The organism is Nitrospirota bacterium (assembly GCA_016195565.1).
Lineage (GTDB): Bacteria > Nitrospirota > Thermodesulfovibrionia > Thermodesulfovibrionales > UBA1546 > UBA1546.
This window is the reverse complement of record JACPZK010000006.1, coordinates 193928-211290: the sequence shown is the minus strand read 5'-3', so window position 1 is coordinate 211290 and position 17363 is coordinate 193928. Positions and strand designations below refer to the sequence as shown.

The window sequence follows — 17363 nt, the reverse complement described above, 5'->3', positions numbered from 1 at the left end:
TTACTTTATCAGCCCTAAGGCCCTGCCGACTTTTTCAAAAGCGCTGAGGACTATATCAAGGTGTTTATCTGTATGGGTAGCCATATAACTTGTTCTTATGAGCGCCTTTCCGTTTGGCACCGCAGGGCTTACGGCAACATTTGCAAATACCCTTTCTTCCTGCAGCATGAGCGCCATCTTAAACGCCAGTTCATTTTCCCCGACTATTACAGGAATAATCGGTGTTTCGCTCGGGCCTGTCTCAAATCCAAGCCTTCTGAGTTCTTTTAACATTCTGTTTGTATTTTTCCAGAGCCTTTCTCTTCTTTCCGGTTCATTTTCTATGATATCCACTGCTGCGCTTACGGCAGCAATTGAAGCAGGGGGCGGGCTTGCGCTGAATATCAGAGCGCGCGCAAAGTGTTTTATGTAATGGACTATGTCAGAGTCTCCGGAGATGAAGCCTCCTATGGAGGCGAGTGACTTGCTGTAGGTCCCCATGATGAGATCAACTTCATCTTCAAGCCCGAAATGTTCTGCTGTGCCTCTGCCTGTTTTGCCGAGCACTCCGATGCCGTGGGCATCATCAACCATCAGCCGCGCATCATATTTTTTTGCGAGTTCCACGATATCAGGCAGCTTTGCTATGTCTCCTTCCATGCTGAATACGCCGTCAACAATGATTAATTTGCCTTTATCTTTATTTTCTTCCAGCGCCCTTTTCAGGTCAGCCATATCATTGTGCCTGAATTTTTTTATTTCTCCATAAGAGAGCCTGCATCCGTCAATTATACTTGCGTGGTCCATCTTATCTATGATTACAATATCGTCCTTTCCTATGAGGGCAGAGATGACTCCAAGATTGACCTGAAACCCTGTTGAAAAAATAAGCGCCGCGTCTTTTCGCATAAACCGCGCAAGTTTAGCTTCAAGCTCGACATGAATATCCAGAGTTCCGTTCAAAAAACGTGAGCCTGCGCATCCTGAGCCGTATTTCTTTATTGCCTCTATTGCAGCCTCTTTTACCTTTGGATGATTTGTGAGTCCCAGATAATTGTTTGAGCCCACCATAATCATTCTTCTGCCGCTCATTGTAACTTCAGGGTCCTGGGCGCTCTCTATGACTCTGAAATAAGGATAGAGTCCGCAAGATATCAATTCCTTTGCCTTTGTAAACTTAAGGCATTTTTCAAAGATATCGGGTGATTTGTTTACAGCCACTGATGTATCCTGTACCAATCCGCTGTCCATTTTATACCTTCCTTTATTCCTACGTTAGGCTCATATTTTAGCAGGACATTTGCTTTATGTGTATCGCAAATCCAGTGAGAATACATTATATCCCTAAGTCTGTCAGCGCTTATTATACTCAATCCTTTTGCTTTTTCGGCTATAAACCCGAGCGCAGGCATAACAAACTTAGGGATATTCAGCTTCATCGGCCTCTTCTGAAGAGCATCCGATATCGCCTCAATAATATCATCACTCGAATAAATATTGCCATCGGTCATAAAAAAAATCTCTCCTACTGCTTCTTTGCTCAGCGTAGCGAGTATTATACCATTTATCAGATCATACACATACAGAAAAGAGTAATAGCATTTGCCCCAATAAGGCACTACCCCTGATTTTACCATTTTAAAGAATACCAGCAAATCCTTGTCCCTCGGCCCATAAACTGCAGGGGGCCTGATAATAGTTATGGGCAGATTTTTTTTATTCCCGTATACTATTTTCTCTCCTTCCAGTTTTGTCTTGCCATAAAGAGATACGGGCCTTTGCTCGCAATCTTCATTAAGAGGCTTACCATCGCAGCTCGGCCCTGCTGCTGCCAAACTGCTCAGATAGAAAAATCTTTTAATGCCGGGATTGTTTTCAATAGTTGCCTTTACTATATTCTCTGTCCCTTTGACATTGGCATTATAATAGTCATCTTCCGAACATGCCTTTGTGAGTCCTGCAAGGTGAAAGATATAATCAAAATCAGCGACTGCATTGAGGAGGGATTCTTTTATTGCGCAGTCTCCGTATATTAATCTGACATTGAGCCCGTCTATCCATTGAAGATTAGAGGTTTTTCTTACAAGACAGGTGATGCTGTGTCCTCTTTTTAAAAGTTCTTCAACGAGGTGGCTTCCGATGAAACCGGTGGCTCCTGTTACAAGGGTCTTCATGTTCAGCAATATTTTTGCAGTTATAAGGATTAAGAGTCAAGTATGCGAAGATAGCAAGAGTTGAAAGTTGAAAATTAAAAGTTGAGAGTTGAAAGTTAATGATTGAGTCTTTAAAAACTTTTAACTTCCAACTCTCAACTCCCAACTGTCTGTTCTTCACAGGCTCAGGGATTCCAGCCGTGCTATTCTTTCCTCCATCGGAGGATGGGTGCTGAAGAGTTTTAAAAGTCCTCCTCCGCTTAGAGGGTTGACTATGAACATGTGAGATGTTGCAGGGCTGGCGTGCATTGGTATCTGCTGCGATGCCATATGAAGTTTTCTCAGGGCGCTTGAAAGGTATCTTGGATTGCCTGCAAGCCGTGCGCCGCCTTCATCAGCAACATATTCCCTTGAGCGTGAGATTGCCATCTGGATAATAAGCGCGGCTATCGGGCCCACTATCATCATCACAAGAGATGCAACAGGACTGCCACCTTCGTCGTCGTTGCTCCTGCCTCCGAAGATAGCTGCCCATTGCGCCATCTGCGCGAGATAACTTATGGCTCCTGCAATGGTAGCGGCAATCGTGCTTATCAGTATGTCTCTGTGGCTGATGTGCGCGAGCTCGTGTCCGATTACTCCAGTGAGCTCATCACGGCTCAGGATACGCATAATTCCTGTTGTCACGGCAACAGCAGCGTGTTTCGGGTTCCTGCCTGTTGCAAAGGCATTTGGCTGGTCTTCCTCTATCATGTAAACCTTTGGCATAGGCATCTGCGCCTTCTGGCTAAGCCTTCTTACGATGCCGTAGAGTTCAGGGGCTTCTGCCTCTGTCACCTCCCGCGCGCCGTACATTCTCAGCACAAGCTTATCGCTGAACCAGTAGGCAAAGAGGTTCAGCCCCAACGCAATGATAAGGGCTATGGTCATTCCATTCTTTCCGCCGAATGCGCCGCCTGCCCATACAAGTATAAGCGTTAAGGTTACAAGCAAAAACATTGTCTTTATGTTATTCATTTATCTCCTCCGTAGTTTAAGTTTCACTTTTAACTATTATAGCGCAACCCAGAATAGAGCTTCAAGCGCAGTCCTATTCCCAAATCCCGATTTAGACTTGCTAACGGCTTGTCTTTGCTGTCATTGCGAGAACCCGAAGGGTTCGTGGCAATCTTTCTGCAAACGCTTGAGATTGCTTCGTTTCACTCGCAATGACAATTTCTAAATCGGGATTTGTCCTATTCAATTGGTTCCATATGCGTGGAGGCCTGAAAGAAGCAGGTTTACTCCAAGGTAAGTAAATATCACAATGATAAAACCTACAACTGCGACGATTGCAACTTTTTTGCCTTTCCATCCTCTGAGCATGCGGCTGTGAAGGAAAAAGGCATAGACAAACCATGTTATGAGCGACCAGGTCTCTTTCGGGTCCCAGCCCCAGTATGTTCCCCAGGCCTGGTCAGCCCAAATGGCGCCGAATATCAGTCCTCCGAGCGTGAAAACAGGAAAGCCGATAGATATGCTCTTGTATGTAATCTCATCAAGAAAGTCCGTAGAAATGTTAATGCCGGAAATTATCTTTTTTAAGATATGGCCGTAATGCCATATCACATACAGAAAGGCTGTTAGTGACGCATAACTGGCCACCGCAATAACAGGAGAATGGCTGAGCAGGGTAGCTCTCAGACCTATGCTGCCATCCTGAGCAGGCATTGTTTCCATAACCCTGAACATCAGGAAATCAAGGCCCATAGCCATAAGCACGAATACGAATATTCCTGAGGTTAAAGTCCAGAAGAGATAGTATTCTTTTTTCAGCATCAGATATTTTATCAATACAATGCAAATGAAGAATATGAAACCGACAATCCCCATAATATTTCCTGTGAATGAAGATGCCAGCGCAGCGGTCTCAAGATGTCTTAGCTTTGCCGCATCGTCCGCCTTTATAATCTGAAGCTTAACAAGCTGTATGAATATCAATATTGCCGCTATGCTGACAAGCGAAAGGCCGATTACAGTCAGTAATGTCTTTAAGGCGCCTCCTGAATTGCCTCCGCCTGAGGCGGATTTCTTTGAGGATATGCGCCTGGCAATGTCTATGTTCTGCTTTATGTCCACTGCTATGACAAAGGCAAAGCTTAGTATCCACAGAATAATTGTATCCGGACTCTGGGAGATAAGCGCAAGCAGTATTGCAAAGGCAGAAAATACAGCCCAGAAGAGATGTCTTTTTTCCTGTCTTTCTGATGTGGCTATGAGATACATCAATCCTGTGCTGAATGAGATTGCAAATGTCGCATAAGCAATGAAGCTCATTGTCACATGTGCGAGAAGCCAGTTGCTCTGTAGTGCAGGGACCAATGGCGATATATCTTTTGACATGCCTGACAGTCCGATAAATGCAAGCGCGATGCCTGCCACAGGGGTTATGAATGCGCCGAAAGAGCGGTTTTTGTATTTGAACTCTATTATCAGATACCCCAGTATAAGGCACCAGACAAAGAATACCAGAGATTCATAGAGATTCCTCAGGGGAGCGCTTCTCAGCAGAGACATTATAAATGTGCTCTCAGGCATCAGAGTTGTCCACTGCGCATAAGACTCAGACCACCTTACCGCGATTGCTAATGTCTGGGAGATAAAGCCTGTTATCGTAAGCGCTGTTGCTGCTGTGCCTGTCTGTGAATTTCTAAAGGCAAGATATGCGATGTAGATTATCATTGCCAGTATGTAAGCCATTGTGGATATGCCGAATAGTGTGGAACTGTCCATTATTTTCCTCCCTCTACCGATTTGCTCAGAAGGGCAAACATATTATCAATCTTCCTTTCAAATCCCTGTCTGTTCTTGTTTGCAGTCATGGCAACTATTATCCTCGTGCTGTTTTTTTCTTCAATAAGCCTAAGCCATATTTTTTTATGACTCATAAAGAAGGCGATATAAAGGCCTATGCTCATTAGTATACATCCAAGGTAAACAACCCATACTCCGGGGTCGTCTCTGACTTGCAGCCCTGTGTACTGGATTCCCCAGAGATCAACAAACTCCACAATATGCCCTTCAGGCAGTTTCCATGTTTCAGGGTATCTCTTTAGTATCCATCCTCCGTATTTTTTATTGTTGTTTTCATAGAAACTTACAAAGACAGCCGGGTTATTCATCTGTTCCGCGTAGGTAAACGGCCTGCCGGTAGACTGGTCAAAGCCTAAGGCAGGCGAGAAGTCTTCAATCTTACCTGTGAGATTTGTTCCGGGGATGCTGAATGCGCCTTCAAATCTGGATTCAATATCTTCTGTCTTGCCGTCCTTGGGCGTTATTCTGAATTTAAACACGCTGTTTTCACCGCCTCCGGGGGTAAGCCCATAACTTGACTGATAGAATGTTACCCCTTTGTATTTCAAGGGTGTATTAACCTCTATTTCCTGTATTTCCTTACCATCTATCTTGACAGGTGTACCATTCTCTGTGATTGTAAGCCAGCTTTTATAAGTCTTTGGCATATCACTGTTACTATAGAAGTCCGCATTGAAATCATTGCACGTGATGCTGAAACCGAGGGGCCAAATCCCGTATCTCTTCATCTTTAACTTTAGCGATTGTTCCTCCAGGCCTAATTTCTGTGCTGCCTTTAAACTGCTGCCTTCCACTGACTGCAACGCCGCTATAATAGTTTCCATTTCTGATTCTTGAGCAGGACTTAAATTCCCTGTTTGTGCAAAAGCAACCGAGTATGTCTTGCCCTCGGGCAGGTTTAAAAATCCTTTGAAGCCGAAGAATATTCCTATGATTGCGCCGATTAATATCAGAAGTATGCTTAAGTGTGTTATGTAAACGCCGAGCCGTGTATAGTTGCCTTTCTCTGAATATAGCTGATAACCGTCAGTTTCTTTTGTTTCAAGGAACTTAAAACCTGCTTTTTTTATTGCGGCTCCGGCTGCCTCTTTTATCTTTTCAGTCTTGCCTTTAAGAGTTGTTTCTTTTTTGCCGAGATTTTTGAACTGTTCAGCGGTCAACGGCTTAACAGGCTCCTTTACGAGTTTCCATATCCGCGGAAGCCTGTCAATGGAACAAACCGTGAGATTTGCGGCAAAGAGCATAAGCAGCGCAACAAACCACCATGAGTGGTACATATCCATGAAGCCTAAAAAATCAAATGCCTTGTACAGCGCCGGGGCAATTGAATCTCCAAAGAGTTTACCAATCAGCTTGATGTTTTTTTCAGACGCTGCATTCTGCTCTATGATGGTGCCTATTATTGAGGTAAGGGCGATAAGTGCGAAAATCACGACAGCAAATTTTATTGACGAAAAGAAATCCCAGATTTTGTCTGTAAGAGTTTGATTCTTTTTTTCTTCCACTTAGATATTCTCCTCTACTCTACGAGCCATTGGCTGAATTTTTGATTTTTATATAATAAAATTTTTTGTCTTAAACAAGCAATGTAAATATACCTTCATTTCAGTAACCTGAGGCCATTAACAATTACTATTAGGGCGCTAATCTCATTAAGAAGCAGTCCGGGCAGTAGGCCGATCCATCCAATCAAGGCTGCCGGGATCAAGAAGGCCACGATGGCTAAAGAGGCAATTATATTCTGACGGATGTTTTTAATTGATCTCTGGCTTAACCTTAGGGCATAAGGGATTTTAGAGAGATCATCAGACATCAGAACAATGTCTCCGGTTTCCATAGCCACATCCGTTCCTGCTGCTCCCATTGCTATTCCGATATCAGAGACAGCCATGGCAGGGGCGTCATTCACGCCATCTCCAACCATTGCAACTCTGCCATACCTGTGTTTAAGCTTTTTTACCGTCTCGACTTTATCTTCGGGTAAGAGTTGAGCCAGATACTCATCCACCCCTGCCTGATGGGCGATCGCCTTTGCTGTCTCCTCATTATCACCGGTGAGCATGACTACCTTTATTCCTGATCTTCTTAATATTGCTACAGTCTCTTCTGCGTCAGTTCTTAATTTGTCAGCTACTGCCAACATGCCTAATAGGTTGTGTTCACTGCCTAAGAGCAAAACAGTCTTCCCTTCGTTTTCAAGGCGAGATACCTCTTCGTTTTGTGCCTGAGTTAATGAAATACCTTTTTCTAAAAAGAGTCGCCTGCTTCCGATGAAATATATGTCACCATTAAGCCGTGCCTTTACCCCCAATCCTACCATCGCCTCAAATCCTTCGATTGGTAGCAGGGTAACTTCTGCCTCTTTTGCTTTTCTTACGATTGCCTCTGCTATAGGATGTTCAGAACGGGACTCTATGCTGCCTGCTATAGAAAGAACCTCTTTTTCAGAGAGATTATTGTGAACGCTTATATCAGTAACCGCAGGCCTTCCAATGGTAAGGGTTCCTGTCTTGTCAAAGGCGATGGCTCTGAGTTTTTCTGCGACCTCCAGATAAGCGCCGCCCTTAAATAGGACACCGTTTCGCGCGGCATTTGCGATCGCAGCCACAACAGATATTGGAACTGATAAGGCAAGGCCGCAGGAACAGGAGACCACAAAGACCACCAGGCCGCGATATATAAAGGATTGCCAATCTCCTCCAAAGAATAAAGGGGGGATAAATGCTATTCCAATACCTAAGGCGAACATCGCCGGTGTGTAGTATTTCCCGAATCTTTCCCCGAAACGCTGATACTTAGACTTTCTTGCCTGAGACTCTTCAACAGAGTGGATAATCTTTGCAAGTGTTGTATCTGTTACCCTCTTCGTCACTCTCACTTCAAGGAAGCCTCTCTGGTTGATCGTGGCGGCAAAAACCTTGTCACCGATCTTTTTTTCTACATGGATTGATTCCCCTGTGATTGGAGACTGATCCACAAAGGAGGCGCCGGCTATCACCTTGCCATCCATAGGAATCTTCTCGCCCGGCCTCACGATAACTATATCACCAACATTGATCTCTTCGGTGGGAAGGACAATCTCATTGCCATTTCTGCGCACAAGCGCCTCTTTCGGAACGAGTTCCATCAAGGCCCTGATCGCTCCCCGTGCTTTATCAACAGCATAGGCTTCAAGGACATCGCCAAGAGAATAAATAAAGACAAGGAGGGCGGACTCTTCCCACAGGCCCAGCGCAACAGCCCCTGCTGCGCCTATCACCATCAGGAGTCTTATATTGAGTGTCAAAGTCTTCAAGGCGGAAAGCCCCATCCTTGCCGGATAGTAGGCGCCAGTGAGTATTGCAAATCCATATACGACTTTTGCCTTATCATGAGAAAGTCCAAAACGCTCCAGAAGAAAGGCAATGACTATTAAGAGGCCGCAGATAATGAGTAACTGCATCTGCCTTTTTTCTTTCCACCAGGACTTTCCTTTCTCTTTTTTATCCCTTACCAGAGACGCCTTCATCCCAGTTTCAGCAATTGATTTAATAATATCCTGAACTGAAATAAGCGCCGGGTCATAAGATACCTTGAGCTGCTGAGTCATAAGATAGATATCAAAATCCTTACTGCCATTTAATGCCCTCATCTTCTTCTCGATAACTTCCTGTTCATCAGCACAGTCCATCCCCTCTATATTCAAGGTTATAGCCCTATATGGTTCTTCCGCCTGGGCAGAGTAACCCATTCTCTTGATAACATCCAATATCTGCATTTCATCTAATTGAGTCTCAGAAACCACCTTTAGTTTTTCGGTAGCAAAAGAGATATGGGCAAGTTTTACGCCGGGAATCTTAGAGACTGCCTTTTCAATCTTCATGGCACAGTCAGCACAGTCCATACCCTTTATGGTAAATATCTTTTCTCTATCTGGATTCATAAACGGTTTCCTCATTCCATATCTTCGCAAGAAGTCACTATAGCCGCTTCTCAATGAGCCCTATAGCTTCAGGACTGTCCCATTGCCTTCGACCGATTATCTTCTCTCTTACAATGCCTTCTTTATCAATGATAAATGTTTCGGGCACCCCTCTGACCCAATAGTTTCTGGCAACCTTCATGTCGTAATCAAGAAGCACAGGCATGGGATAGCCATTTATCTTCATGTAATCGACAGCCTTTTTTGCATCATCCCTGTAAATGATTGTGAGCATCTGGAAAGGCCTGCCCTGCATCTTCTCATAAAGCCTCTGCATAGCAGGCTTTTCCTTTTTGCATTCATCACACCAGGAGGCCCAGAAGTTTATAAATACAACCTTACCCCTTAACTCCGAGAGCCTCCATATCATAGACGAACCCTTGCTGCCGGTGTCTAATTCCGGCAACTCAAAGTCAGGCGCTTTAAGGCCGACTGCAGCCATAGCCCTGTGTACCCTCTCTATTTCTTTTGGCATAAAAAAGAAAAGCGCTAATCCAGCAATAATAAGCATCAAGATTATTATCATCTTTTTCATTTAAGTATACTCCCGAGAATCATCATAACATTTTCCCTGAAGGCTTCAATATTATGATTAAACGCATGGGGATTTGTCATAATATTACCGGCGATGATTAAAGTAGGGGTTTCCTCGACGCCGTACGCACCAGCCATATCCAGCGCCTTCTGGACGTCTCTTGCCTTATCCCCCGCTCTCAGTCTTTTGCTAAAATCAAGGCCAAGCCCTATTTTTTTCCCTATCTCCTCAAGAACTTTTACATCGCCTATGTTCTTTTTTTCAACGAAGTGGGCACGGAAAAGGGCTTCCTTCATCTTTTCTCCTTTGCCGGCCTCCTCCGCAAGAAAATACGCCTCTCCCGGTTTTGGAGAACCCTTGCCCCAGTAGATTGGTACGGTCTTCCATTTAATCTTTTTTGGGAAGTTTCCTTTGATAGCAGGGATTGCCTTTTCAAAGGAATAACAACCGTCACAGTAGAAGCTCATAAATTCTATTACCTCGACTGTTTTCCCATCAAATTTAAATTGATGCACCGGTAGTTTGGTATAGACACCTTTTATAAAAATCTCGGCCTCTGCACTTAAAGGCGAAAACGCCACGGCTAACAACGGTAACACTAAAAGCATTTTTTTAAACATCATGTTCCTCCTTCTTTAACATTCAAAATTTAACATTCAAAATTCGATTTTAAGTCTTGAATATTGAATCTTGAACATTGAATCTTTCTTTATTTTCCAATTATTTGTGTTTGATCTTCTCCATATAAACCGGATAATTAAAATCAGGACTTGCGCTCTTTGTATGGCATTTTAGACAGAGAGATTCCGCCACCGGCTGCATCGGCTTCGAAAGGTTCAGAAGGTGCTCTCTCCCTGATCCATGACACGCCTCACACTGAACATTTGTCAGCATTGGCGTTGTTTTAGCGCTGTAAAAACCTCCTTTCTCACCAAAGCCTGCAGTATGACACTTTATGCACTCAGGGTCTGCTGACTTGCCCACCCGCTCAAGCGAAGAAAAGGCGCCGGCATGTCGTGTCTTCTTCCAGCTCTCAACAAAAGGCTGATGGCACTCTCCACATTTAGAAACACCAAGGTAAGGTGTATCTGCTGGTGGTTTGTAGTCATCTTTTAAAAGTTTTGCAATCTTTGCATCATATTTCTTTAGAACCTTTCGGACATTTATATCTTCTTTTATATCTTTGCCAAGGGCCTGCCACTTGTGTTTAGATTCTAAGACCTCTCCACCGCTGTCAAACTGCAGTGTCAGGATGCCCAATCTCTCTCCTTTTGGATAACCGCTTACAATAATCGTTCCATTTGCCTTGATAGGCTCTTCAAGTATTTCTCCTGATGAGAGTATTATGACATTCCATCCCTTCAGGTGTTTAATCTCGGGAATAGGCTGGTCTGTAAGAAGGACATTCAATCTGCCCTTTTGATAATTCATCGGGTTTACGCTGACATTAACAACAAAAGCATCACGTTTAATTGAGATAGACTGTTTATATTGGGGCATATCAGAGATAACAGGGATTTTATATTTTTTTAAAAGACCGGAAAAGAAGCTGTAAGGGAATTCCTTTTCCATTTTTAAAAAAGCGACTGCATCATATTTCATAATGCTGAAGGCTTTCAGCATTGCCTCGGCCTTGAGCTTCCCCTGAGGGGTATCCTTATCTAAAAAATTCCCGGCATCAATGAGAATATAAGGAGAAAGCGTCTTTCGATGTTCGGCAAGGTAACCTGCGCGTCTTGCAACACCTCCAAAATCTGTTTTTGGAGAACAACCGCATGGTTCAAGCTCGCCATTTACGCCGCCTGTATAGATAATATTGAGCGTCCTTGTTTGGCCATATGCCTGGCCATGAATGACGGGTGGGAATAACATGGTTAACGGCATCAGTATATATAAAAAAGAGAGTTTCAACATTGATTAACTCCAAATTTACAATAATATTCTAACAATCTAAAACACACAGAAGTTAAGGCTGCTGTCAGATTTGATTAACGATTAATTCTGAGGCGGTTTGTTGATTGAAAATGTAGGTTCTAAAAAGGCTATAGATTTTGCCTCATGGACTGATGATGCAGTTTCAAAAGTAGGGCTGTAGTCGTGAAAATTAACATCAGCAGTAGCATTAAAGCATAATGGACAGAGATGCTTAACATCAGCACCTTTCCCTGTGGACGGAGACATGCAGTCATCACAGGCGATACTGTCAACAAATGGAATGATTAAAAAGGCTGCCAGGACGAATAAGATAAGCAAACCTTTTGCTGTTTTATTGAAATTTTTCATGTCCTCTCATATTACCCGAATTTTCATGTCTAAATCAACCCTCTACTCTAAATCCTTTTTCCTTTTGATAAACTCTTCCTGATCAATTTCACCTTTTGCATATCTCTTCTTGAGAATATCAAGAGGTGTTTCTTCTTTTGTAGGTGCTGAGCCTCTACCGGCAAGTGTTTTCACAAGGTAGACAATCCCTAAGATTACCAGCGCCCAGAAGGCTATCATAAAGATAAGACCAAACCATCCCCAGCCCATACTGTATCCACACATCCAGTCTCCTCCCATCCAATTGCGCATCATATCCTTCTCCTTTCCATAATTGAACAACCATTCAACTTTAAGCAAAAAATAAATAAACCTTATCTCTCCTCTACATGTCTTAACCCCCCTCAAAGAGGTTCTTTATGGGCGCTGTATCCGGCGTCTTCAATTGCCTTTATCATCTGTTCAACGGTCGCATTACCTTCATAATAACTTACCGTTGCCTTTGCCTCTTTGAAACTCACATCCGCATTGACTACACCCGGAAGTCTTTTCAATGCTGCCTTGACAGCCGCTGGACATGCAGCGCATGTCATGCCTTCAACCTTAAGCGTTACCTGCTTTAAATTTCCCTCAGCGCTCCATGCATTGTCCATGGAAATGGTAAAGAAAACCAGTCCCATCAGGACAAAAGCTGAAATGACCATTCTGTAAATCTTAAATGCATTCTTCATAACAAAATCCTCCTTTTTAACTTTGCATAAGGTTTTATAACGGCAATTGTTTTGCTACACCAGAAGACCAATCAGGTAAGGAAGAAGCAGCAGAAATACCACAAGGATTGCGGCTATCCAGAGGACAATCTTCCCTACCTTTTTTGTCTGCGGGACAGCACAAAGGCTCCCCGGCTTGCAGTCATCCTTGGGTTTTTTATAGACATTGTAAAATCCTGCACCTAAAAAACCCATAGTGAACAGGATAAAAATTGGGCGGTATGGCTCAAAGGCCCTTAAATTTCCGACCCATGCGCCGCTGGCTCCCAACATTACAAGGACAAAAGGCCCAACGCAGCAAAGAGAAGCTAATATAGCTGATATAATACCCCCTAAAGGTCCTAAGTAAGCAAAACGGTTTGTCTTCCTCACACCTTCCATAGAACCTTTCTCCACTTTAGAACAGCAGTAATCCTCTGCTATTCTGTGCAAATTTTCTTTCATAAACTCACCTCCTCTCTCAGTTTTCCCAAACTGGCGAAATGCCTCTTTTACAAAATATTCCACAGTTCCCATGCAGCATGAACCTTGTGGGTTTCTGGTCTCACAGGAGCAACCACCTTTTTTCATATGTAACTTTATGTCATCCATGACCGTGCTTTTACCGGTCAGTTGAATCTCATCAAATATCTCTTCAACAGTGTGATTGAAGCAGTAACAGACCGGTCGCGGGGGAGAATCTTCCTTGACTCCAACCCTGACAACCAGGTCTTGTTTGTGAAAGGTCTGGTTCCCGTTTTCTGTAAAGTAAACTACATCACACCCTTTTGAGTCGCAGAAAAAATAACGGGAGTCAGTAATACTGTCCTGCCTTTCCTTCTTGATGAGTGAGTAAAGAGTGGTTGTCTTAACAGCCTTGCCATTATTGCCGCAGGACGGGCATCGGAACACACTACTTTTCTGTGGACTAATTTCAATTGGGATCATAAGTTTTCTCCTCCATTCATATCCAGTGCTTCCAGTATAGGGCACTCACCGGCCTGTTTATTTTCCTCACATGCCTTTACTAACTTTACAAGCGCTGCATTCATCCGCCGGAGGGTCTGGATCTTTCCTTCTATTTCAGCAATTTTAATATCTGCCCGTTTCTTTACATCTCCGCATTTTGTTCTGGAGTCAAGGCGCAAAGAGAGGAGTTCAAAGATTTCCTTGAGAGAGAAACCGAGATCCTTTGCCCGCTTTATGAAAAGTATGCGTTTGACCGAATCCTGAGAATACTGCCGATAGCCGGACTCACGCCGTGATGGCTTTGGGATAAGTCCCTGCTTTTCATAATAGCGGATGGTATCAATATTCACACCTGCCTTCTTTGCCAGTTGCCCTATGGTCAAATATTTCATCCTCCAGCCTCGCTTATATTTAAAGTATAAACCATGGAGTATACTCCAGGGTCAAGAACTTTTTTCAGGAGATCAAGAAATATCTCTCTTAAAGTGAAGTCCCTATGCCTGCTGCTTTAAGGTCAGCCTCTATGGGCTTTCTCCTTTTGCAGCAATCAAGAATCTTTCCATCCACAACTACCGAAGGCACAGAATTAACTCCATATTTCTTCGCCTTATCCATCCCTTCCTTTCTCAGGTCATAGACCGTCACATCGCAGCTCGGACAGGAAAGCTTTTTTACGAGATTCACTGTCTCATCGCAGAGCGGACATCCTGCTATAAAGACCTCAACTTTTCTCTTTTTTGACATCTCCATCACTTCCCCTGGGGCATAAGGGAGACAAAGTCCCCCTTATGAAATCCCCTTACTTCGCTGTTACTGCTGACAGCATGGTGGTATCTTCGGGCACTGTGGAGTTCCCTCCAGAGGACAGTCCCCAGCTAACCCTAAAGAACTCAGTCCGAGCGCAACTATCAGCGTGAGAATAAATAATAACTTTTTCATTATTACTCACCTCCCTTCTAATTACAGCGTAAACTATCCAGTGGGATGGAGAGTCAAGAGGTTTTTTCTGATTCAATAATTGGACAGATGAATTTGGGGAGAGACTTGTATTTTTTAAGTTTTAAAAGTTTGGCGAGTCTTTCTTTCAACTCTGTCAGGTTGTTAATCTTATCTTCAATCTCTGAGATTTTATTTCTGATAAACTCCTTTGTGCATTCACACGGAACTTCGCCTTTCTCATGGAGCAGCACTATTTCTTTTATCTCGCTGAGCTTGAGGCCGAGGGTTTTGGCTTTGAGGATAAACTCCAATCTTTCAATAGTCTCATCAGTATAAACCCTGTAGCCGCTTTCTGTCCTTGTTGCCTTTGGAAGAATTCCAATCGCTTCATAATACCTGATGGTGCGTGGATTCAATCCAAACTTCTTCGCTATATCTCCGATAAAGAATCTTTTCATGGTAATAATTATAAACCTTCCACTTAGATAGAAGGTCAAGAAGAAACTATGCGCTGTCCTGGGTATATTTAAAACCATAAATTATGGAGAGATATGCCTTCTCAAGCTCTCTTCCGAGATATGCGGCATGGTCAAGATACTACCCCTTAAGCTTTCCGTCCCTGATATTGAAAACCATCTCTGCCTTTTTTGCTATTTCTCCATTGTGGGTAACGATAACAATGGTCTTCCCTTTTTTATGCAACTCGGAAATGTGACCAATGACCTCTGTCTCGGATTCTGAGTCGAGGTTTCCTGTTGGTTCATCCATTAACAATATATCGGGGTCGTTTGCAAGTGCCCGTGCAATGGCAACCCTCTGCTGCTGCCCGCCTGATAATTCAGATGGCTTTGCATCAAGCTTGTCTGAAAGACCGACTAATGATAAAAGCCCTGAGGCCTTTTCCTTATATTTGTTCCTATTTTTTGAAAACATCATGGCAGTCTCCACATTCTCCTCTGCTGTGAGGTTTTGGAGGAGGTTGAAGAACTGAAAGACAAATCCTATCTTTTCTGCCCTCAAATCCGCAAGCTTGCTGTTGCTCAATCTTGTAATATCCATGCCCTCAACAAAGACACGACCATCTGTCGGTCTGTCAAGCCCGCCTAAAAGATGCATCAATGTACTTTTTCCATGACCTGATGGCCCTATAATGCATGAAAATGTTCCCCTCGGTATCTCAAGGCTGATGCCCTTCAGTGCAGAAGTTTTCACCTTGCCGGAGTTGTAGGTTTTGATCAGATTTTCTGTTTTGATGATCATATCATTCATAGCTTATCGCCTCCACTGGTGTGAGTCTTGACGCCCTCCATGCAGGGTAAAGCCCTGAGACGAGAGAGACAAAAAGGGAGAAAATCAATGACCAAAGGACAAGTCTTAAATCAAAGGCTACAGCAACCTCTGAACCTTTTAAGAAGGCAGTAAACTCATTCTGGGATATATAAGGAGAGGCGATGGAAGAAAAGACAAGACCTGAAGCCACTCCAATGATGCCTCCAAGAAGGCCATAGAAACCTGACTCAAGGAGAAAGACCTTAAAGATTGTGACCTTCTTTGCTCCGATGGCTTGGAGAATCCCTATCTCACGCTTTCTCTCGTAAATTGTAGTCATCATAGTATTTATGATCCCAAAGGCTGCGGCAAGAATGGCAACCGCTGCAATAAGCTGAAGGGTAAGGCTGACAGTGCCTACAATAGAAAGCACAGATTTAAGGAGTTGTTTATCAGAGACCACGGCGACATTGGAGGTTTCCTGAATCCTCAGTATATACTCATCCGTCTTTGAAATATCATCCACCTTTACCGCTATAAATGAGACTTTATCACCCGCACTGTAAAGTCTCTGTGCAACCGAAAGGGGCATGAATATAGCAATGTCATCCTTACTCCCTGTTTCTTTAAGAACTCCCTTCACAGGAAATTTCTCTCCCCTAATTGTTAACTCATTCATAGGATTCAATTTGAACTGCTGTGCGATGCCTGAGCCAATGATAACGGCCTTTTCATCCTTTGAAGAGAAGTATTCGCCTTTCTCTATATCCCATCCCTTAAATGCCTTCATCTCATCAGGAAGGATGCCGATTACAGGGACAGGATTGTTTTTTATTGCTGTCCTCTCTGTAAGATAGGGGACCGCTTTCAGCCCTTTTATGGCAGATATCTTTTTCACTACATCAAAAGGTATTGCCTCAGGCAGCTGCTCCCCTGTTAAGACCGAGACCTGCTCATAGGCGCACCAGCCCTTGGGTGTTACGATAAGATTTGCACCAAGTTCACTTGCCTGTTTTTTAATCTCGTTTTTTAGACTACCTCCAAGGGATAAGAGGGTTACAAAAGAGGCTATCCCGATGGTTATTCCGAGAAGTGTGAAGATAAACCTTCCCTTTCTGCGTGTGATATTCTTTAATACGAGTTTTGTGATATTCATTTTTTACTCCTTAAAAGGTAAGATGTCTCAGGACATCCGCCTTTGTGGCTAAAAAGAGCAATTTGCCTTCAGCAAAGCTCCCCGTAACATTCACCTCATCCCACACCTTCGGGGTCTCGCCTTCGTACTTTACAGGGAGATAAAACCTTGCACAGCCTGTCTGTTTGCAGATTTTTGCCTCTGTTGTCTCTATTATGGCGAAGATTTTTGGATCAGACGGAGGCCTTGCCGCAACGACTCCTGTGATGGTAACGGTACCTTTATAAGCCGTGGGGTCTGCCTGAATATCGTTGACACTCAATATCCCGTCTTTCTTTATTGCTTTAGTCTTTCCATTACTTAAGCTCACAAAGACAATTCCTGCTATGAGAATAATTGCCATAACGACAAAGATATACTTTTTCATGATGACCTCCTAAGATTTAAATTCAACATATCCTGTTAGTGTAGTGCGATGCTCTTCACTTTTGTCATTGCGAGCCGAAGGCGTGGCAATCTAAAAAACGGGATTGCTTCGCCGCTCCGCTCCTCGCAATGA

At 43.5% G+C, this 17363-nt stretch carries 19 protein-coding genes; all 19 read right to left on the bottom strand.

Features of this window, described 5'->3' with window-relative positions:
* Complete coding sequence (locus HY035_03110; GenBank protein ID MBI3377380.1) at positions 1-1230, bottom strand: aminotransferase class I/II-fold pyridoxal phosphate-dependent enzyme; 1230 nt, start codon at positions 1228-1230, stop codon at positions 1-3.
* A complete protein-coding gene (locus tag HY035_03105; GenBank protein MBI3377379.1) occupies positions 1191-2153 on the bottom strand; it encodes an NAD(P)-dependent oxidoreductase in 963 nt (320 codons plus the stop codon). The genes HY035_03110 and HY035_03105 overlap by 40 nt, the downstream gene beginning before the upstream one ends.
* A 156-nt stretch (positions 2154-2309) precedes the next feature.
* Positions 2310-3149 (bottom strand): zinc metalloprotease HtpX, encoded by an 840-nt coding sequence (gene htpX, locus HY035_03100; GenBank protein MBI3377378.1) that lies wholly within the window; start codon positions 3147-3149, stop codon positions 2310-2312.
* Between the two features lie 222 nt (positions 3150-3371).
* Complete coding sequence (gene ccsA, locus HY035_03095; protein ID MBI3377377.1) at positions 3372-4904, bottom strand: cytochrome c biogenesis protein CcsA; 1533 nt, start codon at positions 4902-4904, stop codon at positions 3372-3374.
* A complete protein-coding gene (locus HY035_03090; protein MBI3377376.1) occupies positions 4904-6490 on the bottom strand; it encodes a cytochrome c biogenesis protein ResB in 1587 nt (528 codons plus the stop codon). The genes ccsA and HY035_03090 overlap by 1 nt, the downstream gene beginning before the upstream one ends.
* A 95-nt stretch (positions 6491-6585) precedes the next feature.
* Positions 6586-8922, bottom strand: a complete 2337-nt coding sequence (locus tag HY035_03085) for a heavy metal translocating P-type ATPase (GenBank protein MBI3377375.1) — start codon at positions 8920-8922, stop codon at positions 6586-6588.
* Positions 8923-8944: 22 nt separating this feature from the next.
* On the bottom strand, positions 8945-9481 hold the full coding sequence (locus HY035_03080) for a TlpA family protein disulfide reductase (protein ID MBI3377374.1): 537 nt from the start codon (positions 9479-9481) through the stop codon (positions 8945-8947).
* On the bottom strand, positions 9478-10104 hold the full coding sequence (locus tag HY035_03075) for a DsbA family protein (GenBank protein ID MBI3377373.1): 627 nt from the start codon (positions 10102-10104) through the stop codon (positions 9478-9480). The genes HY035_03080 and HY035_03075 overlap by 4 nt, the downstream gene beginning before the upstream one ends.
* 97 nt (positions 10105-10201) lie before the next feature.
* Positions 10202-11395, bottom strand: a complete 1194-nt coding sequence (locus HY035_03070) for a hypothetical protein (GenBank protein ID MBI3377372.1) — start codon at positions 11393-11395, stop codon at positions 10202-10204.
* Between the two features lie 81 nt (positions 11396-11476).
* Positions 11477-11764 carry a hypothetical protein gene (locus HY035_03065; GenBank protein MBI3377371.1) on the bottom strand — a complete coding sequence of 96 codons (288 nt, stop codon included), beginning with the start codon at positions 11762-11764 and terminating at the stop codon, positions 11477-11479.
* Positions 11765-11806: 42 nt separating this feature from the next.
* Positions 11807-12058, bottom strand: a complete 252-nt coding sequence (locus tag HY035_03060; GenBank protein ID MBI3377370.1) for an SHOCT domain-containing protein — start codon at positions 12056-12058, stop codon at positions 11807-11809.
* Positions 12059-12147: 89 nt separating this feature from the next.
* Entirely contained in the window at positions 12148-12423 is a 276-nt protein-coding gene (locus HY035_03055) for a heavy-metal-associated domain-containing protein (protein MBI3377369.1), read from the bottom strand.
* 105 nt (positions 12424-12528) lie between these two features.
* Positions 12529-13440, bottom strand: coding sequence for a hypothetical protein (locus HY035_03050; protein ID MBI3377368.1), 912 nt, complete (start codon positions 13438-13440; stop codon positions 12529-12531).
* Positions 13437-13853 carry a MerR family transcriptional regulator gene (locus HY035_03045; protein ID MBI3377367.1) on the bottom strand — a complete coding sequence of 139 codons (417 nt, stop codon included), beginning with the start codon at positions 13851-13853 and terminating at the stop codon, positions 13437-13439. Before HY035_03045 ends, HY035_03050 begins: the two co-directional genes overlap by 4 nt.
* 88 nt (positions 13854-13941) lie before the next feature.
* Positions 13942-14205 carry a thioredoxin family protein gene (locus tag HY035_03040; protein MBI3377366.1) on the bottom strand — a complete coding sequence of 88 codons (264 nt, stop codon included), beginning with the start codon at positions 14203-14205 and terminating at the stop codon, positions 13942-13944.
* A 248-nt stretch (positions 14206-14453) separates the two neighbouring features.
* Complete coding sequence (locus tag HY035_03035) at positions 14454-14858, bottom strand: MerR family transcriptional regulator (protein ID MBI3377365.1); 405 nt, start codon at positions 14856-14858, stop codon at positions 14454-14456.
* 139 nt (positions 14859-14997) lie between these two features.
* Positions 14998-15669, bottom strand: a complete 672-nt coding sequence (locus HY035_03030) for an ABC transporter ATP-binding protein (GenBank protein ID MBI3377364.1) — start codon at positions 15667-15669, stop codon at positions 14998-15000.
* Positions 15662-16825: an ABC transporter permease gene (locus HY035_03025; GenBank protein ID MBI3377363.1), complete on the bottom strand. Its 1164-nt coding sequence runs from the start codon at positions 16823-16825 to the stop codon at positions 15662-15664. Before HY035_03025 ends, HY035_03030 begins: the two co-directional genes overlap by 8 nt.
* 10 nt (positions 16826-16835) lie before the next feature.
* Entirely contained in the window at positions 16836-17231 is a 396-nt protein-coding gene (locus tag HY035_03020; protein ID MBI3377362.1) for a hypothetical protein, read from the bottom strand.
* Positions 17232-17363: the final 132 nt, after the last annotated feature.